The sequence below is a fragment of the Bradyrhizobium sp. SMVTL-02 genome (assembly GCF_051853005.1).
Classification (GTDB): Bacteria; Pseudomonadota; Alphaproteobacteria; order Rhizobiales; family Xanthobacteraceae; genus Bradyrhizobium.
This window is the reverse complement of record NZ_CP182469.1, coordinates 2,815,008-2,841,644: the sequence shown is the minus strand read 5'-3', so window position 1 is coordinate 2,841,644 and position 26,637 is coordinate 2,815,008. Positions and strand designations below refer to the sequence as shown.

Sequence of the window (26,637 nt, the reverse complement as noted above, 5' to 3'; positions counted from 1 at the left end):
TCGGTACCGAGACCTTGGCCGACGAAAGCGGCATCAGCTTCTGGATACCAGGCATGTCATCAAGAAGTGACGTCATGAACGACGGCAAGGGCGACGCCGACGAGGCGCATGGAGCAGCCTGATGCTCCCAAAAATAAGCAAAAAGATCGAGATGCCCTGTCGGATCGGCGCGATGCCGGTCGTCCTCGTGACATGAATGGGCCATAGATGCCAAACTCGGGCCCATCAATTCGTGAGGATAACAACCATGCCCAGTACTGTTCGCCTGCACCGCGTTCTCGCCACCAGTCCGGAGAAAGTCTATCGCGCCTTCCTGGAGGCGGATGCGATGGCGAAATGGCTGCCGCCGAACGGCTTCACCTGCACGGTGCATCATTTCGAGCCCAGGGTCGGCGGCACGTTCAAGATGTCGTTCCGGAATTTTACGACGGGCAACAGCCACTCCTTTGGCGGCGAGTATCTCGAGCTCGTCCCCGGCGAACGCCTGCGCTACACCGACAGGTTCGACGATCCCAATCTGCCGGGTGAAATCCAGGTCACGGTGATCCTTAAGAAGGTCTCGGTCGGCACCGAGATCGACATCACGCAGGCCGGCATCCCCGACGTCATCCCGCCGGAGGCCTGTTACCTCGGCTGGCAGGAGTCGCTGCGGAATCTGGCGCGGCTGGTGGAGCCCGAGATCAACCAGTAGCCGTAACATGAGTATTCGTCGGCAAAGCGCAGCGTGCCCACCCATCTCTCTCAAGCTCGGAAAGATGGTGGGGGCGCTCCGCGCCTTTGCCCACTCTACGGCACTCTTCGATTGCATGCGCCGATCGACCCACATCGTCATTGCGAGCGCAGCGGTCGCGGTAGGGACGCTCATTGCTGGGCGCCCCCCGCACAGATCCGTACGTGCGGCTTTCCCGCATACGGCTCCCACCTCGGGTGAGTAGCGGTGAAGCGTGTTCGGGGCCAAGGATGGAGGATTTGTGGCTTGGGGAGCAAGTCGGAGGCAAGCCGCGCGACCCGCTGCCACGTGGTCCCGTCAGTCTGGCTGCGGCGCCGAAGCATCCGCCTCCATTGTTCGGTGACGAAGTAGCGGAAGGCGCTGAGCGCTCGGCTGTTGGTCGGTACCGCGTGGTAGTTGAAGTACCCGGTAACGACCTGCCGCAGCCATTTGCCCTGTTCGAGCACCGACTGGTGCATACGCCGTCGCATTCCCTGCTTCACGGCTTGCAGTTTCGCCCGCATGCGGTCTTTGCGAGACTTGCGCCTGATCTGGAACTTGCCTTGCTTGGATCGGCTGCAGATGAAGGTGAAGCCGAGGAAGTTGAAGGTCTCCGGCTTGCCGAGCCCGCGCCGCCTGCGGTTGTCCTCCGCATGACGTCCGAACTCGATCAGCCGGGTTTTCTCAGGGTGCAGTGACAGCGCGAACTCCTGCAGCCGTTTGCGCAATTCTTCGAGGAAGTGCCGGGCCTCATTCTCATGCTCGAAGCCGACGATGAAGTCGTCAGCGTAGCGCACGATGATCATGTCACCCGCGGCCTCGCGCCGTCTGAAGCGTTCGGCCCACAGATCGAGGGCATAGTGCAGGTAGATGTTGGCAAGCAGCGGCGAGATCACCGCCCCTTGTGCCGTCCCCTGTTCGCTGACCCTGACCGTTCCTTCTTCGAGAACACCCGCCTTGAGCCATTTGCGGATCAGACGGATGATACGCTGGTCGCCGGTCCGATGTTCGACGAAGCGGATGAGCCATTCCTGGTCCACCATGTCGAAGAACGAGCGGATATCGGCGTCAACAATGAAGTTCACCCGCCGGCTCTCGATTCCGACCAGCAGCGCATCCATCGCATCGTGCGCGCTGCGCCCGGGCCGGAACCCATACGAGAACCCGAGGAAGTCCTCCTCGTAGATCGCGTTGAGCACCGTAGCGGTTGCCCGCTGAACGATCTTGTCCTCGAGGGACGCAATCGCCAGCGGTCGCTGCCGCCCATCCTGCTTCGGGATATGGACCCGCCGCGACGGCTGCGGCCGGTACGCTCCCCGGTGAACACGAGCATGCAGGTCCTCAAGATTGGCCTTGAGGTCTTGCTCGTAGTCCCGCCACATCATTCCGTCCACACCCGGCGCGGCATGCTTCTTCAGCGCGAAGAACTCCGCCTCGAGCAGTTCAGGCGTGATGTGGTGAAGCAGCGCAGTGAACCTCTCCTTCTTCCTTTCCCTTGCAGTTCGCCGTATGCGTTCCAACGCCTGTGTCACGCTTGTCCGGCTCGGCGTCCGGGGCGTGCTTTGCTGGTCCGCATTCCCCTTGGTCGCGGCCCTTCGCTCCACCAACTCCTCCGCGGATCGCTCCGCTTCGTTCGCAGGCTTCGACGCTACTACGGCCGCCTCCGACTTCCCGCATCCGTTCGTCATCGGCTTTGGCTCCTCGCCTTCCCGATGCGGACCTTGGGGGCATGTTGCCATCGGTCAGATGCGGGACCTCCCAGGTTCCGACGCGGTCCTTTGCTGCGTGATGGGGTCTTCGACCACGGCAGAGCGTCAGCGCCTCGCATAACGGCGCCGCACATGTTGCCTTCGACGTTGCTTACCGGCTCGGCCTCTGCGAGTTTCTGTCTTTCGCGGCTCAATAGCCCACCCCACAGCATCGTTGTGTACGCTTCGCAGCCGCCGTTGCCGACGGCCACGCAACACTCACTACCGGGCGCTCGCTACCGCTTACCCGGACCGGACTTCCACCGGTTGGACCACGCCAGCTTGCCTGGCGCACAAGCAATCCAGAGTCCCTCCGCGGAACGATCCTGGATTGCTTCGCTCCGCTCGCAATGACGGCTTGCTACCGGGCTACGTGCCTGCCTTCGACGCAAGCCCGCCGCTTGCGGTCCAGCGGTCCGGGTCCGGACTTTGTCCGATCAGCGCGAGGCCGTAGGCGATCGACTCGAACTGGTCGCCCGACATCAGCCGCTCGTTGCCGAACCGATCGGCGAACAGCTTGCGGACGGCGGGCACGAAGGAGGTCCCGCCGGTCAAAAACACCTTCTCCACGTCCCGCGCGGCGATGCCGGCTTCGGCCAGCACCTTGTCGACGGTCGCACCCAGGCGGGCGATATCGTCGGCGATCCAGGATTCAAAATTCTTGCGGCTGATGGTTGCGCCGATGTCGACGCCGCCGCCCTTGAAACGGAAGTCGGTCTGGTCCTGCGCCGACAGCGCGACCTTGGCGTCGGACACTGCGCGGTAGAGCGAGAAGCCGAGGTCGAGATCGACGATGGTAATGAAATGCTCGAGCAGCTCCGGCTTCAGCGCGGTGCGCTGGAGCTCGCGCAGCTCGCGCAGATCGCCATTGCTCTTCATCATCGCGAGCTGATGCCAGCGCGCGAGGTTGGTGTAGTGGCCGCTCGGGACCGGCAGCACCTTGTCGAACGAGCGGAAGCTCGAGCCCTTGCCGAGCCGCGGCGAGACGACGTGGTCGACGATGCGATAGTCGAACGTGTCGCCGGCGATGCCGATACCGGCGTGTCCGAGCGGCTCGGCGCGCAGCGTGCCGCCCGCGCGGGAAAACCGCATCACCGAGAAGTCGCTGGTGCCGCCGCCGAAATCCGCAACCAGCACGGTGGCATCGCGCTCGAGCCTGCGGGCAAAGGAGAACGCCGCCCCCACGGGCTCATAGACGTAGCGCGCGTGGCCGGCACCCAAGCGCTCGAACGCGGCCCGGTAGCGCTGCATCGCCAGCGCCTCGTCGGGATTGCCGCCGGCGAAGCGCACCGGGCGGCCGACCGTGATGTTGGAGGTCTCGAAGCCGAACTTTTCGCCGCCATGGCGCGCCAGCGTGCGCAGGAACGCCGCCAGAATATCCTCGAACTTGAAGCGCTGCCGGAACACTTGCGTGGTGTTGAAGCTGCTGCTTGCCGCAAAAGTCTTGAACGATTGCAGGAAACGGTAGACGTGGCGCCCCTCGAGGAACGTCTCGATCGCCCACGGCCCGCCTTCGGCCTGCGCGCCGGCGCCCGGCCGGTCCTCCCAGAAGCAGAGCGCCGACACATAGGTGCTGTGGCGCTGTCCGCCGTGATCGAAGCGGATGGCCTCGACCCGGCGGTCGTCCGCGGCAAGCGCGACGACCGTATTGCTGGTCCCAAAATCGATGCCGATCGACACGGCGGGCGAGGCGCTCGACATGAACCACTCTGACAGTTGACTGGAAAAGGGGGCAGAGCACTAACGGCTTTGACCCGCCCTGCCAAGAGCCGCTTGCTGCACCGCGGTCGGAATTCGAGGCGCATCCGGCCCCTGTCCGCGACGGGCGACACAAGGTTTTCCTGCTCCCGAGGCCTGAATCCCTGCTTCGACGGTCCATACCTGCAATTTTAGGTCCGGAACGGCCGCTTCAGCGGGGCATTATGCTGCAATGCGGTGGAGCACATGCTGCTATGCGATAGCATCCATGGACTTTGGCATCTGGTATACATAGTTTGCCTCTCGAAGTGAGACAGCATCACTGACCGTCTCAAGAAAGGGAATTCCGATGTCCAAGACCGCTACCGTCGCTCTCGCCCCCTCCTCCTCGCTGTTCGCCCGCTTCCTGGCTGCGGTCGACCGCTTCCTGATGGCGAGCGCGGAGATCTCGAATCACAACGGCGACCTGCCGCGCTTCGGCCTCTAAGCCCGTGCTTTTGCGCTGCCGAAGGCAGCGCGCGGGCTTCAGTACCGTCAACATTCGACTTTTGAAGAATGGCCCCGCAGGACGGGGCCATTTCTACTTGTGCTGTCCTGAGTCACAGCCGCCCCCGGACAAGGGTCCTGCGGCATTTGCGCACGGTGGCCGGACCGGCGCTTGAAGCTTGGCATAATGCATACAAGAATGTCCCTCCAGCGCTCGCAGAAAATGAGAGGCGCCACGGGAGGCTTTATGACGGACATGGTGCAGGCAACGGCCCCTACAGCCGCGCGCGTTAGCGACACGTATCGCTGGGCGCAACTGGCGATCGGTGTAGCGGCCATGGTGATGATCGCGAACTATCAGTACGGCTGGACGTTCTTCGTCCCTGACATCCAGAAGAAGTTCGGCTGGGATCGCGCCTCGATCCAGTGGGCGTTCACGCTGTTCGTGCTGTTCGAGACATGGCTCGTGCCGGTCGAAGGATGGTTCGTCGACAAATACGGTCCGCGCATCGTGGTTCTCGTCGGCGGCCTGCTCTGCGCCATGGGCTGGGCGATCAACGCACAGGCCACCTCGCTCAACGGCTACTATCTCGGCATGATCATCGCGGGCATCGGTGCCGGTGGCGTCTACGGCACCTGCGTCGGCAACGCGCTGAAGTGGTTTCCGGACAAGCGCGGTCTTGCTGCAGGCATCACGGCGGCAGGCTTCGGCGCAGGCTCCGCGCTCACCGTCGCGCCGATCCAGGCCATGATCAAGGACAGTGGATTCCAGACCACCTTCCTCTATTTCGGCCTTGGACAAGGCATCATCATCTGCATCCTCGCCTTCTTCCTGCTCGCACCGAAAGCGGGCCAGGTGCCGAGCGTGGTGGCGAATGCCAATATCATCCAGACCCGGCGCAACTATCAGCCGACCGAAGTGCTGCGCCAGCCGATCTTCTGGCTGATGTACTTCATGTTCGTGATCGTCGGCGCGGGTGGACTGATGGTCACCGCGAACCTGAAGCCGATCGCGGTCGACTGGAAGGTCGACAGCGTGCCGGTGACGCTGATGGCGGTGACGATGACCGCGGTGACCTTTGCCGCGACCATCGACCGCGTGCTCAACGGCCTGACGCGTCCGTTCTTCGGCTGGATCTCCGACATGATCGGCCGCGAGAACACGATGTTCATCGCCTTCGGCATGGAAGGCCTCGGCATCTGGATGCTCTACCTCTGGGGCCACGATCCGGTCTGGTTCGTGCTGCTCTCGGGCTTCGTGTTCTTCGCCTGGGGCGAGATCTACTCGCTGTTCCCCTCGACCTGCACCGACACGTTCGGCGCCAAGTTCGCGACCACCAATGCCGGCCTGCTCTACACCGCGAAGGGCACCGCCGCGCTGCTCGTCCCGGTCGCAAACCTGATGCAGCAGTCGTCGGGCACCTGGGACAGCGTGTTCATGATCGCGGCCGGCGCCAACATCCTGGCTTCGCTGCTGGCGATCGCGGTGCTGAAACCCTGGCGCAAGGTCGCGGTCGCGAAATCGACCCTCTGACGCGGTTCGCACAGCAACTCCATGCAACAACGCCCGGCCTCGCGGCCGGGCCTTTTCGTTTTTGGCAGGCTTTCCGCACCCCGTAAAATCCGAAGGGAACTCGTAATTTCTTGATGGAGGAACCAAGTTAAGACTTGCATTCTGGAATATGGTATACCAAGCTGCCCGCCGCGCTTGCGACGATAAGCCACAACATTTGCGACACCTGGTCATCTTGCAATCCAAAGTCGCAATCAATCAGGCGCGTTGGGAGGTTCTTGATGATTTCCAGCACGGACGGCGCCGTCACGGCCGCCCCTCTTCGCACCGGTTTCCGTTGGCTTCAGCTCGTCATGGGCATCGTCTGCATGGCGATGATCGCCAACCTGCAATATGGGTGGACGCTGTTCGTCGATCCGATCGATGCCGCGCACCATTGGGGACGCGCCGCGATCCAGCTCGCCTTCACCATCTTCGTGGTCACCGAGACCTGGCTGGTGCCGGTCGAGGCCTGGTTCGTCGACAAATACGGCCCGCGCATCGTCATCATGTTCGGCGGCGTGATGATCGCGCTGTCCTGGGTGCTCAACTCCTACGCCAACTCGCTAACCCTGCTCTACGTGGCCGCAGTCGTCGGCGGCATGGGCGCCGGCGCCGTGTACGGCACCTGCGTCGGCAACGCGCTGAAATGGTTTCCCGACCGCCGCGGCCTTGCCGCCGGCGCGACAGCCGCGGGCTTCGGCGCGGGCGCTGCGCTCACCATCGTGCCGATCGCGACCATGATCGCATCGAGCGGCTACCAGCAGGCGTTCCTCACCTTCGGCATCGGCCAGGGCCTGATCGTGTTCGTGCTCGCCTTCTTCATCCAGCCGCCGCGGATTTCGATTCCGCCGCGCAAGAAGCAACTGAATTTGCCGCAGACCAGGATCGACTTCACCCCGCCGCAAGTGCTGCGCAGCCCGATTTTCTGGGTGATGTACCTCGTCTTCGTCATGGTCGCCTCCGGTGGCCTGATGACCGCAGCGCAGATCGGCCCGATCGCGCACGACTACAAGATCGCCGACACGCCGGTGACGCTCGCCGGCTTCCAGATGGCGGCGCTGACCTTCGCGATATCGCTCGACCGCATCTTCGACGGCTTCGGACGTCCCTTCTTCGGCTGGGTCTCCGACACCATCGGCCGCGAGCACACCATGTTCATCGCCTTCGGCACCGCCGCGGTGATGCTCCTGACGCTGTCGGCCTATGGCCAGAATCCTGTTGTCTTCGTGCTCGCGACCGCGGTGTATTTCGGCGTGTTCGGCGAAATCTACTCGCTGTTCCCCGCGACCTGCGGCGACACCTTCGGCTCCAAGTTCGCAACGACCAACAACGGCATGCTCTACACCGCAAAGGGCACCGCCTCGCTGCTCGTTCCGCTCGCAAGCGTGATCTCGGCAACGTATGGCTGGAAGGCCGTGTTCGTGGTGGCGGTGGCGCTGAACGCAACGGCCGCGCTGATGGCGCTGTTCGTGATCAAGCCGCTGCGCCGCTCCTTCATTCTCGGCAAGGAAGCCGAGAGCGCCAGCACCGAAGCCTGCAACGCCAAGACCGCGTAAACCGCCACACACGAGAAGGCTTTAAAAAGGGGCGCAGCGATGCGCCCCTTTTCGTTTGGGCTGACGCCAAATGTCAGTATTGCTGCCGCAAGATTTTTCGGATGGGCCAAATCGAGCGCTTGACGATTGGCATTATGTATACCACACTTCCTCCTGTCATTCACCCAGGGAGGTCGCAATGCTGGTCGGAGACATTCTGCGCAAGAAGACGCCGCGCGTCGTTACGGTGCGAATGAACGAAACGGTGGGTATCGCCGCCAAGCTGATGCGCGCCAACAATATCAGCGCGCTGGTAGTCAAGGACGTGGTCCGCTCCGAGGGCAACACCGCGGTCGGCATGTTCACCGAGCGCGACGTCGTGCGCGCCGTCGCCGAGCACGGCGCCAATGCCATCAACGTCAAGGTCTCGCAGCTCGTATCGGTGCAGCAGCTCGTCTCCTGCACCTCCACCGATACGATCGAGCATGTGCGTCATCTGATGAACCGGCATCACATCCGTCACCTGCCGGTCATCGACGACTACAGCCTCGTCTCCGTCATCAGCATGCGCGACATCGCCGCTGCCGTTGACGAGGCCATCAACGGCACGCCGCAAGCGGCAGCCTAAGAAGTAGCGTCCACTTCCAGCCACGGAAGGGCTGCCCTCCTCCCGCTTGCGGGACAGGGTTGGGGAGGGTTTCTCCGCTGGAGAGGCTCCCCAGGAGGACAAAGCCCTCACCCGCCGCGCTTTGCGCGTCGACTTCTCCCGCAAGCGGGAGAGGTGCAGCGAACCTGTGTCACGATCGACCGAACCACTTGCCAATCTTGGTCCCGCGAGGATTTCATGAAGATCTGCATCTACGGCGCCGGCGCGATCGGCGGATATCTCGGGGTTCAGCTCGCGCGCGCGGGCGCCGACGTCAGCCTGGTCGCACGCGGCGCGCATCTCGCCGCGATGCGCGAGCGCGGCCTGACGCTGCTCGCCGGCGAGGAGACGCACACCGTGCATCCGCGCTGCACCGACGATCCCGCCGAGCTCGGCGTGCAGGACTACATCATCATCACGCTGAAGGCGCATTCGATCACCGGCGTGATCGAGACGATGCAGCCGCTGCTCGGGCCCCACACCCGCATCGTCACCGCCGTCAATGGCATCCCCTATTGGTATTTCTACAAGCACGGCGGCCCATACGAGAACTCGACGCTGGAGAGCATCGACCCCGGCGGCCGGCAATGGCGCGAGATCGGCGCCGAGCGCGCCATCGGCTGCATCGTCTATCCCGCCACCGAGATCGAGGCGCCCGGCGTGATCCGCCACGTCTACGGCAACAATTTCCCGCTCGGCGAGCCCTCGGGCGAGATCACGTCCGACGTGCAGCGCCTCGCCGATCTCTTCGTCGCCGCCGGCCTGAAGGCGCCGGTGCTCGACCGAATCCGCGACGAGATCTGGCTCAAGCTGTGGGGCAATGTCTGCTTCAACCCGATCAGCGCGCTGACCCATGCCACGCTCGACGTGATCTGCACCGATCCCGCCACGCGCGCGCTGTCGCGCGCAATCATGGTGGAGACGCAAGCCATCGCCGAGACGTTCGGCGTCAAATTCCGCGTCGACGTCGAGCGCCGCATCGAAGGCGCGCGCAAGGTCGGCGCGCACAAGACTTCGATGCTGCAGGATCTCGAGCGCGGCCGCCCGATGGAAATCGACCCGCTCGTCACGGTGGTGCAGGAGATGGGCCGCCTCACCGGCATTCCGACGCCCGCGCTCGACTCGGTGCTGGCGATGGTGAGCCAGCGCGCCCGCATCGCCGGCCTCTATGACCGCGTCTCGACAACCGATCCGCGCGCACTGGCGGTGGCGTGATGGCGGGCGAGGTCAAGCACTGGCTGCGCTTCCGCCATGCCGGCACGACCGGCTTCGGCACCCTGACGTCCTCGGGCATCAGCGTGCATGAGGGCGAGTTGTTCGGCCGCAATGCCGCGACCGGCAGGACGCTGGCGCTGTCGGAGGTCGAGCTGCTCGCTCCCTGCGTCCCCAGCAAGATCGTCGCGCTCTGGAATAATTTCCACGCCCTCGCCGCGAAACTCAACCAGCCCGAGCCGCCGGAGCCGCTGTATCTGCTGAAGGCCACCACCAGCATCGCAGCACCGGGCGCCGTGATCCGCCGTCCTTCCTATTACGACGGCAAGACCACCTATGAGGGCGAGCTCGGCATCGTCATCGGCAAGACCTGCGCGCGGGTGCCGCCTGCGCAAGCCGACGGCTTCATCTTCGGCTACACCTGCGTCAACGACATCACCGCCAACGACATCCTGACCAGCAACCCCACCTTCCCGCAATGGGCGCGTGCCAAGGGTATCGACGATTACGGTCCGTTCGGTCCCGTCATCGCGACCGGCCTCGATCCCGCAAAACTCAACGTGCGCACCATCCTCAACGGCGCCGAGCGGCAGAACTATCCGATCTCGGACATGATCTTCACCGCGCAGGAGCTGGTGAGCAGGATCTCTCACGACATGACCCTGCTGCCCGGCGACCTCATCGCCGTCGGCACCTCGGTCGGCGTCGGCGTGATGAAGGAGCCGGTGAACACGGTCACCGTCGCGATCGACGGTATCGGCGAGCTCACCAACGAGTTTCGCCTGTAGCGGCAGCCGCAGTGGCGTAGCGTGAATAAAGGCTCGCCGGCCATGTTCACCGCAGCGCGGCAAAATTGATCCTGCGCAAATCGCGCCGTCGCCGCTGCCTTATCCTTCCCAGCAATTCTGATGCAGGGAGGACGCCATGACGAACGCAAGCAATGCACTCTTGTGGACGGCTATATACTTTGCTCTCTCGTTCGCCGCGATCTTCGTGGTCTGGTTTGCCGACAAGATGCGCTCGAACTTCCTCGGCAAGCGATAGCGAGCGCGACGCCGTAGCCCGGCTGAACGGAGCGAGATCCGGAACGAACGATCCGCAAAGCACCCGGATATCGCTGCGCTCATCCGGGCTGCGACACCGCCCGCCGGACCGAAACATCCAGACACATCACATCTGCGCGCGTCCGATCAATGCCGCCAACATGTCCCGCAAGTGCCGCAACTTGGACGCAAACGGCCGCCCTTCTGTGAGGCGTGTCTGGGGGCACGGCATGGCCGTGTTTGGACCAAACCTTCTAGGGGTATGACTGTGAAGAAGATTGCATTTGTTCTCGGTGCCACGCTTGCTCTGGTGACGGCCGCCAATGCCGCGGATCTGCCGCGCCGGCAGCCCGTGCCGGTCTATCCGGCGGAGCAGGCCCCGATCGGCAAGATGCCGATTGGCAAGAGCCCGGTCGGCAAGGCCCCGATCGGCAAGGCACCCGGCCCGGTCGCGGCGCGCTACTGACGCGCAGACTTTAGCGCAAGCGGCGGACAGTCGAGGGGCTCAACGTGACGAACAAAGCTGATCAATCGGGATCCTGCATCCTCGCGGGGCTCGCCCTCGCGGCGATGATCGCATGCACGACGCCGACCGCCTCGGCCCACGAAGCCAGCAAGCGCCTTGCCGATGCCAACGCGGTTGCACCGGCCGAGACCGCATCGCAACCCCAGCCGCAAGCGACGCGGCGCCCGGTCGCGCGCCCGGAGAAAGGCCCCTACTATGTCGACTTCCGCGCGCGGACGGCGGCGAGCTGGGGCCATGCCTTCGTCTGGTACGGCAAAACCAGCGAGAAGGCGGTCGAGGTCGCGGGCCTGACGCCGGCCGGAGACACGCTCGCTTACGTGCTCGGTCACATCACCTTCGTGCCGTCGGAGACCGGCGCAAGCTACGGCGATCTCGATCCGGAATGTCTGACCGCGAGCTATCGGGTCTACCTGAACGAAGCCGACGCCAAGCGCGTGTTCGCCTACATCAAGGAATTGCAGGCGAACTCGCCGGTGTGGAACGCGGAGACCGCCAACTGCACCGGCTTCATCGGCGATATCGCCGAATTCATGGGCCTGGAAGTGCCGAACCGCTGGCAGCGCCCCGAAAACTTCGTCAACCGCCTCAAGGAAATGAACGGCGGCCGGCAAATGGTGCGGCTGTCGGCGGAGTAGCTCTGCCGTCATTGCGAGCGCAGCGAAGCAATCCAGAATCCAGCCGCGGAGGGACTCTGGATTGCTTCGCTGCGCTCGCAATGACGAGGTTGAAGCAGCGGGGCGTCCATTTCCCAACGTGGTCCTCAAGAAAGCCAGGACGACAGCGGTGACTGTAGCAAACGCCGCGCCCCAATTATCCGCGTCGCGGAATCTCGGACATCCCCCGCATACCACCACGCCTCCACCGCACACCCCGGCAATAGACTTTTCCTCACCCCGGCGGCATCCTCCCTGCCATCAACCGATAACAGAGCGCCACACGGGCGCGGGGGAAACAGATCATGTTGCAGACACGGTTCACCAGGCTCGTCGGCGTCGAGCACCCGATCGTCCAGGGCGGCATGCAATGGGTCGGACGGGCCGAGCTGGTCGCGGCCGTTGCCAATGCCGGCGCGCTCGGCTTCATCACCGCGCTGACGCAGCCGACGCCGGAGAACCTCACCAAGGAGATCGCGCGCTGCCGCGACCTCACCGACAAGCCCTTCGGCGTCAACCTCACCATCCTGCCCGCGATCAAGCCGCCTCCCTACGCGGAGTACCGTGCCGCCATCATCGAGGCCGGGATCAAAGTGGTCGAGACCGCCGGCAACAAGCCGCAGGAGCACGTCGACGAGTTCAAGAAGAACGGCGTCAAGGTCGTGCATAAATGCACCAGCGTCCGCCACGCCCTCTCGGCCGAGCGCATGGGCGTCGACGCCATCTCGATCGACGGTTTTGAATGCGCCGGGCATCCCGGCGAGGACGACACCCCCGGCCTGATCCTGATCCCGGCCGCCGCCAACAAGGTCAAGATCCCGATGATCGCCTCCGGCGGCTTCGCCGATGCGCGCGGCCTCGTCGCGGCGCTGGCGCTCGGCGCGGAAGGGATCAACATGGGCACCCGCTTCATGGCCACCAAGGAGAGCCCGATCCACCAGTCCATCAAGGAGAAGATCGTCGCCAATGACGAGCGCGAGACCGAGCTGATTTTCCGCACCATGCGCAACACCTCGCGCGTCGCCAGGAACGCGGTCTCGACCAAGGTCGTCGCGATGGAGAAGGAGGGCGCCAAGTTCGAGGACATCCGCGAGCTCGTTGCGGGCGCCCGCGGCAAGATGGTCTATGCCACCGGCAACTCCGACGAAGGCATCTGGTCGGCCGGCCAGGTCCAGGGCCTGATCCAGGACATTCCGAGCTGCGCCGAGCTGATCTCCCGCATCGTGCGCGAGGCCGAGGCGATCATCCGCAGCCGGCTGGAAGGGATGATTGCAGGCCCTAAGGCGCAAGCTGCTGAGTGATCGCCGATCTGATTGAACACGGCGCTGGCCGCGCCGAAGGTATGCTCCCTCGCCCCGCTTGCGGGGAGAGGCGAAGAAGGGCACCCCGCTTCATCTAAAAACTCAATCGAGTCCGAGGTAATTCATGAAGGCTTACGTCTACGGCCCTGACGGCGCTCGCATTTCCGACGTCGTTCAACCAAAGCCGAAAGGCACGCAGGTGCTGGTAAAGGTCCGCGCCTGCGGGCTGAACCGCGCCGACACCGGCATGCGCAAGGGGCACGCCCATGGCGCCGCCGGCGGCGTCGGCACCGTGCTCGGGATGGAATGGGCCGGTGAGGTTGCCGAGCTCGGGCCGGATGCGAAGGGCTTAGCGGTCGGCGACCGCGTCATGGGATCGGGCGGCGCGGCGTTCGCCGAATACACGCTCGCCGATCACGGCCGGCTGTTCCGCGCGCCCTCGAACATGAATTTCGAGGAGGCCGCCACCCTCCCCGTCGCGCTCGCGACCATGCACAACGCGGTGGTCACTGTCGGCGGGCTGCAGCCCGGGCAAGCCGTGCTGATCCAGGGCGCCAGCTCCGGCGTCGGCCTGATGGCGATGCAGATCGCAAAGCTCAAGGGCGCCAGACTCGTGATCGGCTCGTCGACCGACGCCTACCGGCGCGGCCGGCTCCGGGAATACGGCGCCGACCTCGCGGTCGACTCGTCCGCCCCCAAATGGGTGGACGAGGTGCTGAAAGCGACGAACGGCGAAGGCGTCGACCTCATCGTCGATCAGGTCTCTGGCAAGGTCGCCAACCAGAACCTCGCCGCGACCAAGGTCCTGGGCCGCATCGTCAATGTCGGCCGGCTCGGCGGCACCCATGCCGATTTCAACTTCGACCTGCATGCCGCCCGCCGCATCAGCTATATCGGCGTCACCTTCCGCACCCGCACCATCGAGGAGGTCCGCGAGATCTTCGACGAGGTCCGCAAGGACATCTGGGGCGCGGTCGAGTCGCGCAAGCTGCAGCTGCCCATCGACAAGGTGTTTGCGTTCGACGACATCGACAGGGCGTTCGAGCACATGGAGGCGAACAAGCATTTGGGGAAGATCGTGGTGACGCTTTAAGGGGCAGGCTCGACAAAGCGACGGTCCCGCAGGTGGGCAAGCGCGCAGCGCCGTGCCCACATTCTTCCATCATCACTGACCTAAGGAGGGCACGCCGCGCTTTGCCCAGCCTACGAGACCGAATTCGCGGCGTCAGCGGGCATCCAATTCAGAAGCAGTCGCAATGCCTTCGCTCCTGCAACTCACTCGCGACTAGAGCTGTGGATCACGGCTTGATGTTCACCGGCGGGCTGCTAAATCCTCGCCATGAGCGCACAGCACAACAAAACCTCGGTCGCGGCGATCTCGATCTTCGCCAGCGGCGGCATGGCGGCGGCCAAGTTCGTGGTCGGCATCGCGATCGGCTCGCTGGCGCTGATCTCCGAGGCCCTGCATTCCACGATCGACCTGGTCGCCACCATCATCACCTGGGCGGTGGTGCGGGTGTCCGACAAGCCGGCGGACGAGGAGCATCATTACGGCCACGGCAAGCTGGAAAGCATCTCGGCGCTGGGCGTCACCGCCCTGCTCTACGTGCTCGCCGGCGGCATCCTGGTCGAAGCCTATAGCCGGCTGCGCGAGGGAACGCCGCCGCCGACCATCTCGGCCGTGCCGTTCGTGGTGCTGGTGGTCGACATTGCCGTCAATCTCTGGCGCGCCCGCGCCCTGCACCGCGCCGCGCGCGAGACCCGAAGCCAGGCGCTCGCCGCCGATGCGCTGCACTTCGCCTCCGACGTGATGGGCTCCTGCGCCGTGATCGTCGGCCTGCTTCTCGCCGCCCTCGGCTTCTGGTGGGGCGACGCCGCGGCCGCCGCCGCGGTTGCCGTGATGATCGCGCTGCTCGGTCTGCGCATGGCCGGCTCGACCGTGCAGACGCTGGTCGACCGTGCGCCGGAGGGTGCCCACGAGAAGGCCACGGCCGCGATCCGCAGTGTGCCCGGCGTGATCGACGTCGAGCGCCTGCGCGTGCGCATGGTCGGGGCGACCACCTTCATCGATACCATCGCGAAAGTGCCGCGGACCTACCCGATCGACCGCATCGAGGAGATCAAGCGCAAGGCGCAGGCCGCTCTCGACAAGGCGTTCGGCGATGCCGACCTCACCTTCACCCCGGTCCCGGTCGCGCGCAACAACGAGACCGTCCGCGACCGCATCATGGTGATCGCGCGCAATTCGAGCCTCGCCATCCACCACGTGACGGTGCACGATCTCGGCGCCAAGCTGATCGTCAGCATCGATCTCGAGGTGGACGCCGGAATGCGGCTCGACGCCGCGCATGACATTGCCAACACGCTGGAGCGCAACATCCAGGAGGAGTTCGGCGAGGATGTCGAGGTCGACGTCCATATCGAGCCACTGGAACCGGAACTGCCGTTCGGCGTCGACGCCGTGCCCGAGAGGGTGCAGACCATCGCCGCGGCGCTGGCCGAATTCGCCGGCGAAGGCGAGATCCACGACATCCATAATGTGCGCGTCCGCAATACCGATGCCGGCGAGATCGTCAACTTTCACTGCCGCGCTGCGCCGTCGATGAGCGTCATCAAGGTGCACGAGCATGTCGATGCGATCGAGCGCGCGTTGCGCCGCGCATTCCCGAGCGTGAAGCGCGTCATCAGTCACGCCGAGCCGCCACGCGCGTGACGCAAGCGTGCGCGGAGTCACACGTTCCCGTTTCGGACTCCTCGCGCCGGTGAGTTTGCGGACGCGCGATGCGCAAACTGCGCATTGGATAAGAATAATTCCGCGTTAACGATTCGTTGACTCTCGACAGCCCGGCAAAACTGGATTCAAATCGGTCTGATTCGGAAGCGACGTGGGGCTGCCTCCGAACTCAAGTTGCAGGCTGGTTTTCAGGGGGCCGAAGGCATGTCGCGCGCAGACGCCGCGAACGCGTGCGTCCAATCCGATTCGATCAAGGGATTGGCGCAATCGATCGCGAAACCTGCCTATCATCGGCTCCTGGTTGCGGAGCCGGCGCTGCGCCGTGCCGTGCCGACCCTCATCATCGCGTTCCTGATCACGATCTGCCTCGGCGCGTTCGTGCAGGTCGTCGACCAGACGCGACAGAAGCGGCTGGTGATCCGGCATGACATCTCCGCGCTGTCCGATCTGCTCGCAGAGCGCATCGACGGCCTCACTTCGTTGCGGATCGAGCGGCAGAAGAACATCGAGCGTCTGCCGACGCTGCTGCCCGATCTGATCCCGTCCTGGGGCTCGGCCGCCGGTCGCCACGTCATCGTCACATCGGCCGGGATCGACCGCCGCATCCTCGCCCGCATTCCCATCGACAGCGATCCTTCCGGCAACGACCGCCTGCTCGATGCCATCACCACGGCGCAGCTGCTCGCATCACCACCGCGCGACGGCAACATCTCCGACATGACGCTGCCGAGCGGCAACGCAGCCATGGCGACCGCGCGGCAGATCAAGTCGCTGCCCGGCTTCGTCACCGTGATCCAGGAGCGCAACGAGCCGATCTGGGGCTCGGATGCCGCGCTCTCGGTGACGCTGTCGGCGACCACCGGCTTCGTCGTCCTGATCCTCGGCTTCGCCTTCCACTGGCAGTCCACCCGCGCCCGCGAGGGCGATCTCATCAACGACGCCGTGCGCGGCCGGATCGATACTGCGCTCAACCGCGGCCGCTGCGGATTGTGGGACTGGGACCTGTCGCGCGGCCGGATCTTCTGGTCGCAGTCGATGTTCTCGATGCTCGGGCTCGACGGCCGCCACGAGCTCCTCACCTTCGGCGAGGTCAACGCGCTGGTGAAATCGGACGACATCGACCTGTTCGAGATCGCCGACCAGCTCATCTCCGAGAAGATCGACCACATCGACCAGACCTTCCGCATGCAGCACGTCGACGGCCACTGGATCTGGCTCCGCGTCCGCTGCGAGAAGACGCGCGGCGCGACCGACTCCAGCGTGCACCTGATCGGCATCGCCGTCGACATCACCGAGCAGAAGAGCCTTGCCGAGCGGACCGTCGAAGCGGACCTGAGGCTGCGCGACGCGATCGAGACCATTCCGGAAGCCTTCGTGCTGTGGGACGCGAGCGACCGCCTCGTGCTCTGCAACTCGCACTTCCAGCGGCTGCACAAGCTGCCCGACAGCGCCGTCATCCCCGGCACCTCCTACGAGACAGTGCTCGAGGTCGGCCGCATGCCGGAGGTGCGCACCCGTCACAATGAGACCGCTGCCAAAGGCCCGGGCGCACGCACCTTCGAGGCGCAGCTCGACGACGGCAGCTGGCTCCACATCAGCGAGCGCCGCACCAAGGACGGCGGCTACGTCTCGGTCGGCACCGACATCACCCGCATCAAGGAGCACGAGCAGAAGCTGGTCGACAACGATCTGCGCCTGCGCGCCACCGTCATCGACCTCAAGCGCTCGCAGGCCGCCCTCGAGCGCCAGACCAACGAGCTCGCCGACCTCGCCGAAAAGTATCAGCGCGAGAAGACCCGCGCCGAGGAAGCCAACCAGACCAAGTCGAAATTCCTCGCCAATATGAGCCACGAGCTGCGCACGCCACTCAACGCCATCATCGGCTTCTCCGAGATCATGGGAAGCGGCATGTTCGGCGAACTCGGCAGCGAGAAGTACCAGGAATATTGCCAGGACATCCTGACCAGCGGCCACTATCTGCTCGAAGTCATCAACGACATCCTCGACATGTCCAAGATCGAGGCCGGCCGCATGAAGCTCGACATGGAAGAGCTCGACCTCGCCCGGACGCTCGCCGAATCCCTGCGCGTCGTCTCCGGGCGCGCGCAGGACAAGCAACTGACGCTCGATGCCGACATCGAGACATCGATCTCGGTCGTCGCCGACCGCCGCGCCACCAAGCAGATCATCGTCAACCTGCTCTCCAACGCGGTGAAGTTCACACCCGACGGCGGGCGGATCGTGGTGCGCAGCCGGCAGCTCGACGACAGGATCGTGCTGATGATCGCCGACACCGGCATCGGCATCGCGCCGCACTCGCTGGCGCGGCTCGGCCGCCCGTTCGAGCAGGTCGAGAGCCAGCTCACCAAGACCTATCACGGCTCGGGCCTGGGCCTCGCCATCGCCCGCTCGCTGGCCCAGCTCCACGGCGGCTCGATGCGGCTGCGCTCGAAGATCGATGTCGGCACCGTCGTCCGCGTGACGCTGCCGCGCGACGCCGTCAAGACTGCGCCCGGGATATCGGCGGCGGCCTAGCCGCACGACGGGAAGCCCGCCTGCGGCCATCCTTCGTGACGCCCGCCTCCGGCGGGCCCTCAGGATGAGGCCGGAATACACGGCAGCCGTTTCAACGAACACCGATTCAACGGAGCCTCATCCTGAGGAGCCCGTGACGCGGGCGTCTCGAAGGACGAGGCGCTTGCTCACGCCTTCCCGCCCTGCCCCTAGATCTGCAGCGACGGCGCGACTTCCCTGGCGACATTGACCAGCGCCGCGATCAGCGGAGTCATCGGATCACGCTGCGGGATCACCATGCCGATGCTGTAATTGACCTCGGGGTCGACGATCGGGATCGACCGCACCGTATCGGACAGGCCGAGCGTCTCGGCGAGCTTGGCCGGCATCACGCTGGCCCAGCGTCCCGTCTTCACATGCGTGAACAGCACCAGGAGCGAGTTCGAGGTCAGTGTCGGCGTCGCCTCCGCGCCGACCGAACGCAGCGCGCGGTCGATGATGCGGCGGTTCTGCATGTCGGGCGTCAAGAGGCACAGCGGCACCTGCCCCACTTCCTTCCAGGTCACCGTCTCGCGGTCACCGAACATTCCGTCCGGCGCAGTCAGCAGGCGATAGCTTTCATTGTAGAGCGGAATGGTGCGTACTTTCCCGATCGGCTCGTTCTCGATATAGGTCAGCCCCGCATCAACCTCGAGATTTTCGAGCAGCCCGAGCACCTCCGACGAGGTCGTCGAGCGGATGCTGAAACGCACCTCGGGATGCCGGGCGCGGAACGGGGTCGTCAGCGAAGCGACCATGCCGAGCACGGTTGGGATCGCGGCGATGCGGATCTCGCCGGAGAGCTGGTGCTTCAGCCCGTTGATCTCGTCACGCATGGCGCGGGCATCGCCCACGATCCGGCGCGCCCAGTCCAGCGCCCGCTCGCCTTCGGGCGTAAAGCCCTGGAAGCGGGAGCCGCGCTGGACCAGCATCACGCCGAGGATCTCCTCGAGCTGCTTCAGCCCGGTCGACATGGTCGGCTGTGTGACCCCGCAGGCCTCTGCCGCGCGTCCAAAATGCCGCTCCTTCGCCAGCGCCAGCAGAAGTTCAAGCTTGTCGATCAACCGGTCGTCCCCTCGGATTCTGTGTTGGCATGCAAGCTAGCATGCCGAGCCTGCACCAACACGCAAAAACCGGCAGCCCGTTCAATCTTCATTACCCTTTCGTATCGGCGGGATCCCCGGATGAAGCGCGCGATCTTCGCCCATTTCGATGCCGGCGGCGCGGGCCTGCAGCCTGACGTGCGCGAGGCCCTCACCGCGCTGAAGCAGACGACGGCCCTTCCAGCAGCGCCCTGAACACGCGCCGCACCTCGCCCTGCGTTTCCTTCACCCGCGCCTCAAGCGAAGAGAAGTCCGGCGCATCGCCGGCGCGCGCCATGACGCGCAACAGATCAGTGCCCGCGGTGTCCGGCTTGAAGCGGTCGCTGACGCAGAGGCGCAGGATCTGTGTCAAGTCGTGATAGAGCCGCACCGCCGCGCGCAGGATCTCGGTCTCCGATTGGCCGAGCACGCCGAGCCTGCAGGCATTGTCCAGCACCTGCATCGTGCTGACGTCGAGGATCCCGGGCTTGTCGTAGGCATGCACGAGCTGGAGATATTGCGCGATGAAGTCGATGTCGATCATGCCGCCGGCGGCATATTTGAGATCCCAATAGTCGGTCTCGCCCTTCTCCTGGCCGATCGCGCCACGCATGTCGGCGACGTCGTTGGCGATGATCGCAGGGTCGCGGCGGCGGGTCAGGACATCGCAAATGACGCGCTCGATCCGTTCCCGGAATGCAGGCGAAGCCGAAACCACGCGTGCGCGCGTCAGCGCCATGTGCTCCCAGGTCCATGCCTCGTTGGCCTGGTAGTCCGCGAAGGAGGCAAGGCTCGAGGCCACCGGGCCGGCGCGCCCCGACGGACGGAGCCGCATGTCGATCTCGTAGAGCACGCCGTAATTGGTGCGCGTCGTGAAGGCGCTGATCAGGCGCTGGGTGAAGCGGGCGAAATAATGCGCGCCCTGCAGCGACTTCGGCCCATCGGAGTCCGGGTTCTTGGCGTCGAAATCGTAGAGCAGGATCAGGTCGAGATCGGAGGACGCCGTCATCTCGCGGCTACCGAGCCGCCCCATCGCGATGATCGCGGTCTCCTGACCCTCGATCCGGCCGTGCTGGGCGGCAAAGCGGTCGGCAACGAGGCCATGCACGGTGTGAACGATTCCCTCCGCGACATCGGCAAAAGCCGTGCTCGCCTGCTGCGCCGAGACGGTGCCGGAGAGGATGCGCGTGCCGATCAGGAACAGGCTTTCCTGCCCGAACAGGCGCAGGCGATCGAGGAACTCCTCGTAAGAGCCGGCATCCTGCACGGTGGCAGCGAGCCGTCCCGACAGTTCCTGCCTGTCCGGCATCGCGCCGAAGAAGCGGGGATCGATCAGCCCGTCCATGAGTTGCGGCTGGCGCGCCAGCATTTCCCCGAGCCGGGGCGCTGCGCCCAGTACCAGCGCCACCAGCGCGACGAGATCGCGGTTCTGGCCGAGCAGCGTGATCAGCCGGCCGCCACGATGGAGCGCCCCGAGGAACTGATCGAACGCCAGGACGGCGCGGTCCGGTTCCTCGGCATGCGCGAGTCCGTCGATCAGGGCCGGCACGAACTCGATGAAGGCGCTGCGCGTTGCCTTATTGCGGAACACGCGATAGTCGCCGGTGATCCAGTCGCGCACGGTCTGCGCCACGACGGCGGGCTTCTTGAAGCCGAGCGTCGCCAGGTGCTGGAGCAGGCGCGCATCATCGGGACCTGCCCTGTAGTCCAGCGCCGGCAGCCTGGCGGTGCCGGTCGGGTCATCACCCTCGAATAGTTTTTCGTAGTGACCCTGGACGATCTCGAGCTGTTGCAGCAGGTCACGCGCAAAGGCTTCGCGATCCGGATAGCCGAAGAAGCGGGCAAAGCGCTCGACCGCCTCCTTGTCGTCGGGCAGCGCATGGGTCTGCTCGTCCGCGACCATCTGGAGGCGGTGCTCGACCCGTCGCAGGAATTCGTAGGCGGTGGTCAACTCGTCGCGCGCTTCGATCGTGATCCAGTTGCTGGTGGCGAGCACGTGGAGCGCCCTGAGCGTCGGCCGAACCCGCAATTCCGGATGACGGCCGCCGGCGATCAGTTGCTGGGTCTGCGCGAAGAACTCGATCTCGCGGATGCCGCCGCGGCCGACCTTGACGTTGTGGCCCTCGACCGCGACCTCGCTCTGGCCGCGATAGGTCTGCATTTGCCGCTTCATGTCGTGGACGTCGGCAAGCGCGGCGAAATCGAGATGCTTGCGCCAGACGAACGGCGCGATCTCGGCGAGCAGCGCCTCGCCCGCCCTGACGTCGCCGGCACAGGCGCGCGCCTTGATCATCGCGGCGCGCTCCCAGGTCCGCCCTTCCCGCTCGTAATAATGCAGCGCGGCGTCGCGCGAGATCGCCACCTGCGTCGAGGACGGATCGGGGCGCAGGCGCAAATCGACGCGGAAGACATAACCGTCGTAGGTGCGCTGCTGCAGGATGCGCGCCATACCCTGCGTCACGCGGACGAAGAAAGGCTGCGGCTCGATGTCGGGTGCGAGCGTCGTCGCATCGGGATCGAAGAACACGATGAGATCGATGTCGCTGGAATAGTTCAGCTCGCCCGCCCCCATCTTGCCCATCGCGAGCACGATCAGGCCGCAGCCTTCTTCCGGTGCCTCCGGATTGGGCGGCACGATCTTTCCACGTGCGGCTTCCTGCCGCAGCTGATAATGCAGCGCCGCCTGCACCGAGGAAATCGCGACGTCGGTGAGCGCCGCCGTCACCTGCATCACCGGCCAGACCCCGCCGATGTCGCACAGCGCGGTCAGCAGCGCCGCCTCCGCCTTCATGCGGCGAAGCAGTCGCATCACCTCGGCCTCGTCGGGTGCCGCGAACACCGCGCCCCTTGCCTCGGCGATCAGTGCGGCGAGATGCGCCTCCGGATCGCATTCGAGCAGCCGGATGAGGCGCGGCGCATCGGCGCGCACCAGGTCGAACAGATAGGGCGAGAATTCCGCGATGCCGGCCAGGATGTTCCGGGCGAATGGATGAACCAGCAACGCTTCAAGACGGGCCGATTGTGCCGGCTCGAGGTCGGCCAGCCAGTTTTCAAGAGGGCGTTCGTCGGTTGTGGAAGCGACAATATGGGGAGCCTCCGCGAAGCGTGCGGCGAGGCTCACACCATGCTTGTCCGCGTTTCCCGGCGCGGAGTGGTTCATGCCACCTTCTGTGGCACATCCGGTATTGGCGGAGCAACCCTGTCGCCCGCGCCCGTGCGCGCCGGCAGCACCAGCGTGGCGACGAGGCCAGGATGGGCATCGCCCAGCCGCAATTCGCCTCCATGCAGCGTGGCAACAGCCGCGGCGAGGCTGAGGCCGAGGCCGGAGCCCGGCAGCGTGCGGCTCGCCTCCAGCCGGACGAATCGTTCGACGGCATGTTTGCGGTCGGCTTCGGGAATGCCGGGGCCACGATCGGTGACGCTGAGCAGCACCTGGTCAGCCTCGCGCTTCGCCTCGATCATGATCTGCCGGCTGTCCATGCTGACCACGGTTCCGCCGGCCTGCGCGACCGGCTTGCCGTATTTGATCGCATTCTCGACCAGGTTGGCGAGCGCCTGGCTGATCAATTCGCGGTTGGCGCGGACCGGCGTCGGATCGGCCTTGACCTTCAAGGTCATGCCGTCGTCCTCGGCGAGCGGCTCATAGAGCTCGTGGATGCCAGCCGCGACCTCGGCCGCGTCGAAATCATCCATGTTGCCGCGCGCCTGCCCGGACTCGGCACGTGCGATCATCAGCAATGCGTTGAAGGTGCGGATCAGGCCGTCGGATTCCTCGATGGTCCGCTCCAGCGCCGCACGGTAGTCGGCTTCGCAGCCCGACCTCGCCAACGCCTCCTCGGCGCGGTTGCGCAGGCGCGTCAGCGGCGTCTTGAGATCGTGGGCGATGTTGTCGGAGACTTCCTTGAGCCCCGCCATCAGCGCCTCGATCCGCTCCAGCATGGCGTTGAGGTTCTCGGCGAGACGGTCGAGTTCGTCGCCGCTGCGCCCGACCGGCAGGCGTTCGCTGAGATCGCCGGTCATGATGCGCTGCGCCGTTCCCGTCATGGCGTCGATACGTCGGAGCACGCGGCGCGCGACGAAGACGCCTCCGCCGAGGCCGAGCACGACGACGATCAGCACCGACCATTGCGCGGCCTTGGCGACGATGCCGAACAGCCGCCGTCGCTCGGCAAGGTCGCGGCCGATCAGGAGGCGAAAGCCGTTCTCCAGTTCGGTGACTCGCACCAGCGCCCGATGATCGCGGTCATCGGCATCCTCGATCCGCCGGTAGGCGGTCTCGGACCAGCCGCGCGTCGCCATCACGCCGGGCGCGAGCGAGCCGACATTGCCGGCGATCGCCTGCCCTGTCGGCGTGGTCACGAGATAGAGGTTGGCACCCGGCCGCAGCGCCCGATACTCGATCGCCAGCACGAGGCCGCGCAGGCCCCGGCGGCCGTAGATCTCGCTGATCTCCGAGGTCTCGGCGTTGACCGTCTGCGTGATCTCCTCGGTGATCAGCCGCCGCGTATTCCAGGCGAAATAGGCCAGCAGCGAGGCCGCGAACATCGCGAACAGCAGCAGATAGACCAGCGTGAGCCGGAACGCCGTGGTGCGGACGAGTTTACCGAATGCCGTCACGGATCATTTACGGCACTGGCAGAACGGTAAATTCAAAACCATTTTCCTTGCCGTCCTCTCAGGGGGTGGTCCTTTTGGCAAGCGGCCACAATGCCTTATCGAGCTATCGCGAACCGCACGGTCCAGTCATGATAAAGGCAGAAGGGCCCCCTCTCTACTTAATTCTGTGCAATCTCGCGGGCGCCTGGGTCTGCTTCCGGACCAGGAGCGGACCTTGGGACGGCGGATTGCTCGATCTTCCGTTTTCGACCCTTCGCGGGCGTCCATTGATGTAGATCAAGCAGACCGCGGCGCTTCGCTTCTTGGCTGGCTCCTCCACTGTCCATTCCCCGCCCACTGGATCATTGCTCGCCACTGCAGGGATAACCGGAAGGAAGATCATGACGAAGTATTTGTCATCGCTGGCTGCGGTCCTGTCGGGTCTGGTCTTCATGGTCCCGACATCAGTGCCGAGCGCGGCTCAATCAATTTCTCCCGACGAGGCACAGACCATCGCCGCAGAGGCGTATGTCTACTTCTATCCGCTCGTGACGATGGACGTGACACGCAAGCAGCTCATCAATTCCGATCCCAGAACCGGCGGAATAGGCGGCCCGCCCAACACGTTCGACAATATCCAGGCCTACCCGACCGCGGACATGCGGGCGGTGGTGCGGCCCAATTTCGACACGTTGTATTCGAGCGCCTGGCTGGACCTGACACAGGAGCCCATGATCGTTTCGGTTCCTGATACCGGTGGCCGCTACTACCTGCTGCCGATGCTCGACATGTGGTCCGATGTGTTTGCATCGCCGGGAATGCGCACGACAGGCACCAAGGCGGCCAATTTCCTGGTCGTGCCGCCGGGCTGCAATGCAGACGTGCCGGCGGGCTTCACGCGCATCGATGCGCCGACGCCTCATGTCTGGGTCATCGGTCGCACCAAGACCGATGGACCCGCCGACTATGCCGCGGTTCACGAGGTGCAGAAGGGCTACAGGATCACGCCGCTGTCAGGATGGGGCAAGCCCCCGGTCGCCGTTACACAAACCATCGATCCCAGCGTCGACGTCAAAACGCCGCCAAAGACGCAAGTCGATACGATGGCGGGGGATAAGTTCTTCGCTTATGCCGCGGAGTTGCTCAAGGTCAACCCGCCACACATCACCGATGAGCCGATCCTCGCGCGCATGAAGCGGATTGGTTTCGACCAGGGCAAGAGCTTCGACGTCACAAAGGTTGACGCGACGGTACGGCAGGCCATCGACGATGCGCCGGCGCAAGCGCGAAAGCTGATGGCGTGGAAAGTCCCGACCTTGGCGCGCGTCGTCAACAACTGGTCCATGAATACAGATACGATGGGCGTTTACGGGACCTATTATCTGAAGCGCGCGATTGTCGCCCAGGTCGGACTCGGCGCCAATCTGCCCGAGGATGCGATCTACCCGGGCAGCATTGGCGATGAAAGCGGCAAGCCGCTCGACGGCGCAAACAAATACATCGTCCGCTTTGCCAAAGACGGACTTCCACCGGTCGATGCATTCTGGTCGATCACCCTGTACGACAACGAAGGCTTCCAGGTCGCCAATCCGCTCAACCGCTTTGCTGTGAGCAGCTGGATGCCGTTCAAGCGCGATGCCGACGGCTCGCTGACTCTCTATTTCCAGAATGAAAATCCCGGCAGCGATCGTGAAGCCAACTGGCTGCCCGCACCCAAAGGTCCGTTCAATCTCACCTTGCGCCTCTATGCGCCGAAGTCGGAGGCGCTGACCGGCGTGTGGAATCCCCCGGCTATCCAGCGGATCGACAGCGACACCATTGGCCGGAATTAACCCGCGTCTCTACCGAATGCCGTCACGGATCATGTACCCGGCGCCGCGGATCGTGTGCAGCAGCGGCCGCTCGAAGCCCTTGTCGATCTTCGAGCGCAGGCGCGAAATGTGCACGTCGATCACGTTGGTCTGCGGATCGAAATGATAGTCCCAGACGTTCTCCAGGAGCATGGTGCGCGTCACCACCTGGCCGGCATGCTTCATGAGGTATTCGAGCAGGCGGAACTCGCGCGGCTGCAGCGTCAGCTCGTCCTTGCCGCGGGCGACGCGGTGGGAGAGCCGGTCGAGCTCGAGATCGCCGACGCGATAGAGCGTGTCCTCGGCAGGTCCGCCGCGGCGGCGCGACAGCACCTCGACCCGGGCGAGCAACTCAGCGAAGGAATAGGGCTTCGGCAGATAATCGTCGCCGCCGGCGCGCAGGCCCTTGATGCGGTCGTCGACCTGCCCGAGCGCGGAGAGAATCAGCACCGGCGTCGTATTGCCCTTGTCGCGCAACGCGCCGATCAGCGACAGGCCGTCGCGCTTGGGCAGCATGCGGTCGACCACCAGAACGTCGTAGTCGCCGTTCTCGGCCATGGCGAGGCCTTCGTCGCCGTCGGCGGCGTGGTCGGCAATGTGTCCGACCTCCCGAAACGCCTTCACGAGGTAGTCGGCGGATTCGCGATCGTCTTCAATGATGAGGAGGCGCATCGTGCGTTCGGCGGCGGTCAAGGAGGTCAACCTTCTCT

Annotated in this window: 20 protein-coding genes and 1 pseudogene; 15 read left to right on the top strand and 6 right to left on the bottom strand. The window is 64.8% G+C overall.

The features are described from left to right. Positions 1-247 precede the first annotated feature (247 nt). Positions 248-691, top strand: a complete 444-nt coding sequence (locus tag ACNJYB_RS13165) for an SRPBCC family protein (RefSeq protein ID WP_439374352.1) — start codon at positions 248-250, stop codon at positions 689-691. Between the two features lie 170 nt (positions 692-861). Here the strand turns inward: ACNJYB_RS13165 and ltrA are convergent, their stop codons facing one another. Then, positions 862-2,241 carry a group II intron reverse transcriptase/maturase gene (ltrA, locus tag ACNJYB_RS13160; protein ID WP_439371053.1) on the bottom strand — a complete coding sequence of 460 codons (1,380 nt, stop codon included), beginning with the start codon at positions 2,239-2,241 and terminating at the stop codon, positions 862-864. 585 nt (positions 2,242-2,826) lie between these two features. Next, positions 2,827-4,158: an Hsp70 family protein gene (locus tag ACNJYB_RS13155; protein ID WP_439374351.1), complete on the bottom strand. Its 1,332-nt coding sequence runs from the start codon at positions 4,156-4,158 to the stop codon at positions 2,827-2,829. Between the two features lie 346 nt (positions 4,159-4,504). On the opposite strand from ACNJYB_RS13155, the gene ACNJYB_RS13150 reads away from it, so the two are divergent. The 12 genes from ACNJYB_RS13150 (at position 4,505) to ACNJYB_RS13095 (ending at position 18,381) form a co-directional block, all read left to right on the top strand. Further along, entirely contained in the window at positions 4,505-4,642 is a 138-nt protein-coding gene (locus tag ACNJYB_RS13150; protein WP_165425083.1) for a hypothetical protein, read from the top strand. Between the two features lie 246 nt (positions 4,643-4,888). Continuing rightward, positions 4,889-6,175, top strand: a complete 1,287-nt coding sequence (gene oxlT / locus ACNJYB_RS13145) for an oxalate/formate MFS antiporter (RefSeq protein ID WP_439374350.1) — start codon at positions 4,889-4,891, stop codon at positions 6,173-6,175. A gap of 260 nt (positions 6,176-6,435) precedes the next feature. After that, a complete protein-coding gene (gene oxlT / locus ACNJYB_RS13140; protein WP_439374349.1) occupies positions 6,436-7,752 on the top strand; it encodes an oxalate/formate MFS antiporter in 1,317 nt (438 codons plus the stop codon). 178 nt (positions 7,753-7,930) lie between these two features. Further along, positions 7,931-8,359 carry a CBS domain-containing protein gene (locus ACNJYB_RS13135; protein ID WP_439374348.1) on the top strand — a complete coding sequence of 143 codons (429 nt, stop codon included), beginning with the start codon at positions 7,931-7,933 and terminating at the stop codon, positions 8,357-8,359. A gap of 216 nt (positions 8,360-8,575) precedes the next feature. Next, entirely contained in the window at positions 8,576-9,592 is a 1,017-nt protein-coding gene (locus ACNJYB_RS13130) for a 2-dehydropantoate 2-reductase (protein ID WP_439374347.1), read from the top strand. Next, positions 9,592-10,377: a fumarylacetoacetate hydrolase family protein gene (locus tag ACNJYB_RS13125; RefSeq protein WP_439374346.1), complete on the top strand. Its 786-nt coding sequence runs from the start codon at positions 9,592-9,594 to the stop codon at positions 10,375-10,377. Before ACNJYB_RS13130 ends, ACNJYB_RS13125 begins: the two co-directional genes overlap by 1 nt. 517 nt (positions 10,378-10,894) lie before the next feature. Then, positions 10,895-11,098, top strand: a complete 204-nt coding sequence (locus ACNJYB_RS13120; protein WP_080135944.1) for a hypothetical protein — start codon at positions 10,895-10,897, stop codon at positions 11,096-11,098. A gap of 44 nt (positions 11,099-11,142) precedes the next feature. Beyond that, a complete protein-coding gene (locus tag ACNJYB_RS13115) occupies positions 11,143-11,793 on the top strand; it encodes a hypothetical protein (protein ID WP_439374345.1) in 651 nt (216 codons plus the stop codon). 323 nt (positions 11,794-12,116) lie between these two features. Next, positions 12,117-13,112 carry an NAD(P)H-dependent flavin oxidoreductase gene (locus ACNJYB_RS13110; RefSeq protein ID WP_439374344.1) on the top strand — a complete coding sequence of 332 codons (996 nt, stop codon included), beginning with the start codon at positions 12,117-12,119 and terminating at the stop codon, positions 13,110-13,112. A 124-nt stretch (positions 13,113-13,236) separates the two neighbouring features. Further along, positions 13,237-14,205 carry a zinc-binding dehydrogenase gene (locus ACNJYB_RS13105; protein WP_439374343.1) on the top strand — a complete coding sequence of 323 codons (969 nt, stop codon included), beginning with the start codon at positions 13,237-13,239 and terminating at the stop codon, positions 14,203-14,205. 246 nt (positions 14,206-14,451) lie between these two features. Next, positions 14,452-15,825, top strand: coding sequence for a cation-efflux pump (locus ACNJYB_RS13100; protein WP_439374342.1), 1,374 nt, complete (start codon positions 14,452-14,454; stop codon positions 15,823-15,825). Between the two features lie 225 nt (positions 15,826-16,050). Then, on the top strand, positions 16,051-18,381 hold the full coding sequence (locus ACNJYB_RS13095; protein WP_439374341.1) for a PAS domain-containing sensor histidine kinase: 2,331 nt from the start codon (positions 16,051-16,053) through the stop codon (positions 18,379-18,381). A 188-nt stretch (positions 18,382-18,569) separates the two neighbouring features. On the opposite strand, the gene ACNJYB_RS13090 is transcribed toward ACNJYB_RS13095, so the two are convergent. After that, positions 18,570-19,463, bottom strand: a complete 894-nt coding sequence (locus ACNJYB_RS13090) for a LysR family transcriptional regulator (protein ID WP_439374340.1) — start codon at positions 19,461-19,463, stop codon at positions 18,570-18,572. A gap of 111 nt (positions 19,464-19,574) precedes the next feature. Between ACNJYB_RS13090 and ACNJYB_RS13085 the strand changes: the two are divergent. Then, a pseudogene (locus ACNJYB_RS13085) lies at positions 19,575-19,697 on the top strand (formate dehydrogenase subunit delta); the annotation flags it as partial. Here ACNJYB_RS13085 and ACNJYB_RS13080 read toward each other — a convergent pair. Together ACNJYB_RS13080 and ACNJYB_RS13075 are read right to left on the bottom strand one after the other, a co-directional pair. Continuing rightward, positions 19,654-22,641, bottom strand: a complete 2,988-nt coding sequence (locus ACNJYB_RS13080) for a bifunctional [glutamine synthetase] adenylyltransferase/[glutamine synthetase]-adenylyl-L-tyrosine phosphorylase (RefSeq protein ID WP_439374339.1) — start codon at positions 22,639-22,641, stop codon at positions 19,654-19,656. The pseudogene ACNJYB_RS13085 and the gene ACNJYB_RS13080 sit on opposite strands and share 44 nt — an antisense overlap. Beyond that, positions 22,638-24,098, bottom strand: coding sequence for an ATP-binding protein (locus tag ACNJYB_RS13075; RefSeq protein WP_439374338.1), 1,461 nt, complete (start codon positions 24,096-24,098; stop codon positions 22,638-22,640). Before ACNJYB_RS13075 ends, ACNJYB_RS13080 begins: the two co-directional genes overlap by 4 nt. A gap of 380 nt (positions 24,099-24,478) precedes the next feature. On the opposite strand from ACNJYB_RS13075, the gene ACNJYB_RS13070 reads away from it, so the two are divergent. Next, positions 24,479-25,909, top strand: a complete 1,431-nt coding sequence (locus ACNJYB_RS13070) for a DUF1254 domain-containing protein (protein WP_439374337.1) — start codon at positions 24,479-24,481, stop codon at positions 25,907-25,909. Positions 25,910-25,918: 9 nt separating this feature from the next. On the opposite strand, the gene ACNJYB_RS13065 is transcribed toward ACNJYB_RS13070, so the two are convergent. Then, a complete protein-coding gene (locus tag ACNJYB_RS13065) occupies positions 25,919-26,599 on the bottom strand; it encodes a response regulator transcription factor (protein WP_439374336.1) in 681 nt (226 codons plus the stop codon). Positions 26,600-26,637 lie beyond the last annotated feature (38 nt).

What these genes read in the sequence shown, in the direction of transcription:
- ACNJYB_RS13165 (WP_439374352.1), top strand. Translation starts at nt 248, where the DNA reads ATGCCCAGTACTGTTCGCCTGCACCGCGTTCTCGCCACCAGTCCGGAG.
- ACNJYB_RS13155 (WP_439374351.1), bottom strand. Translation starts at nt 4,158, where the DNA reads ATGTCGAGCGCCTCGCCCGCCGTGTCGATCGGCATCGATTTTGGGACC.
- ACNJYB_RS13150 (WP_165425083.1), top strand. Translation starts at nt 4,505, where the DNA reads ATGTCCAAGACCGCTACCGTCGCTCTCGCCCCCTCCTCCTCGCTGTTC.
- oxlT (WP_439374350.1), top strand. Translation starts at nt 4,889, where the DNA reads ATGACGGACATGGTGCAGGCAACGGCCCCTACAGCCGCGCGCGTTAGC.
- oxlT (WP_439374349.1), top strand. Translation starts at nt 6,436, where the DNA reads ATGATTTCCAGCACGGACGGCGCCGTCACGGCCGCCCCTCTTCGCACC.
- ACNJYB_RS13135 (WP_439374348.1), top strand. Translation starts at nt 7,931, where the DNA reads ATGCTGGTCGGAGACATTCTGCGCAAGAAGACGCCGCGCGTCGTTACG.
- ACNJYB_RS13130 (WP_439374347.1), top strand. Translation starts at nt 8,576, where the DNA reads ATGAAGATCTGCATCTACGGCGCCGGCGCGATCGGCGGATATCTCGGG.
- ACNJYB_RS13125 (WP_439374346.1), top strand. Translation starts at nt 9,592, where the DNA reads ATGGCGGGCGAGGTCAAGCACTGGCTGCGCTTCCGCCATGCCGGCACG.
- ACNJYB_RS13120 (WP_080135944.1), top strand. Translation starts at nt 10,895, where the DNA reads ATGACTGTGAAGAAGATTGCATTTGTTCTCGGTGCCACGCTTGCTCTG.
- ACNJYB_RS13110 (WP_439374344.1), top strand. Translation starts at nt 12,117, where the DNA reads ATGTTGCAGACACGGTTCACCAGGCTCGTCGGCGTCGAGCACCCGATC.
- ACNJYB_RS13105 (WP_439374343.1), top strand. Translation starts at nt 13,237, where the DNA reads ATGAAGGCTTACGTCTACGGCCCTGACGGCGCTCGCATTTCCGACGTC.
- ACNJYB_RS13100 (WP_439374342.1), top strand. Translation starts at nt 14,452, where the DNA reads ATGAGCGCACAGCACAACAAAACCTCGGTCGCGGCGATCTCGATCTTC.
- ACNJYB_RS13095 (WP_439374341.1), top strand. Translation starts at nt 16,051, where the DNA reads ATGTCGCGCGCAGACGCCGCGAACGCGTGCGTCCAATCCGATTCGATC.
- ACNJYB_RS13080 (WP_439374339.1), bottom strand. Translation starts at nt 22,641, where the DNA reads ATGAACCACTCCGCGCCGGGAAACGCGGACAAGCATGGTGTGAGCCTC.
- ACNJYB_RS13070 (WP_439374337.1), top strand. Translation starts at nt 24,479, where the DNA reads ATGACGAAGTATTTGTCATCGCTGGCTGCGGTCCTGTCGGGTCTGGTC.
- ACNJYB_RS13065 (WP_439374336.1), bottom strand. Translation starts at nt 26,599, where the DNA reads ATGCGCCTCCTCATCATTGAAGACGATCGCGAATCCGCCGACTACCTC.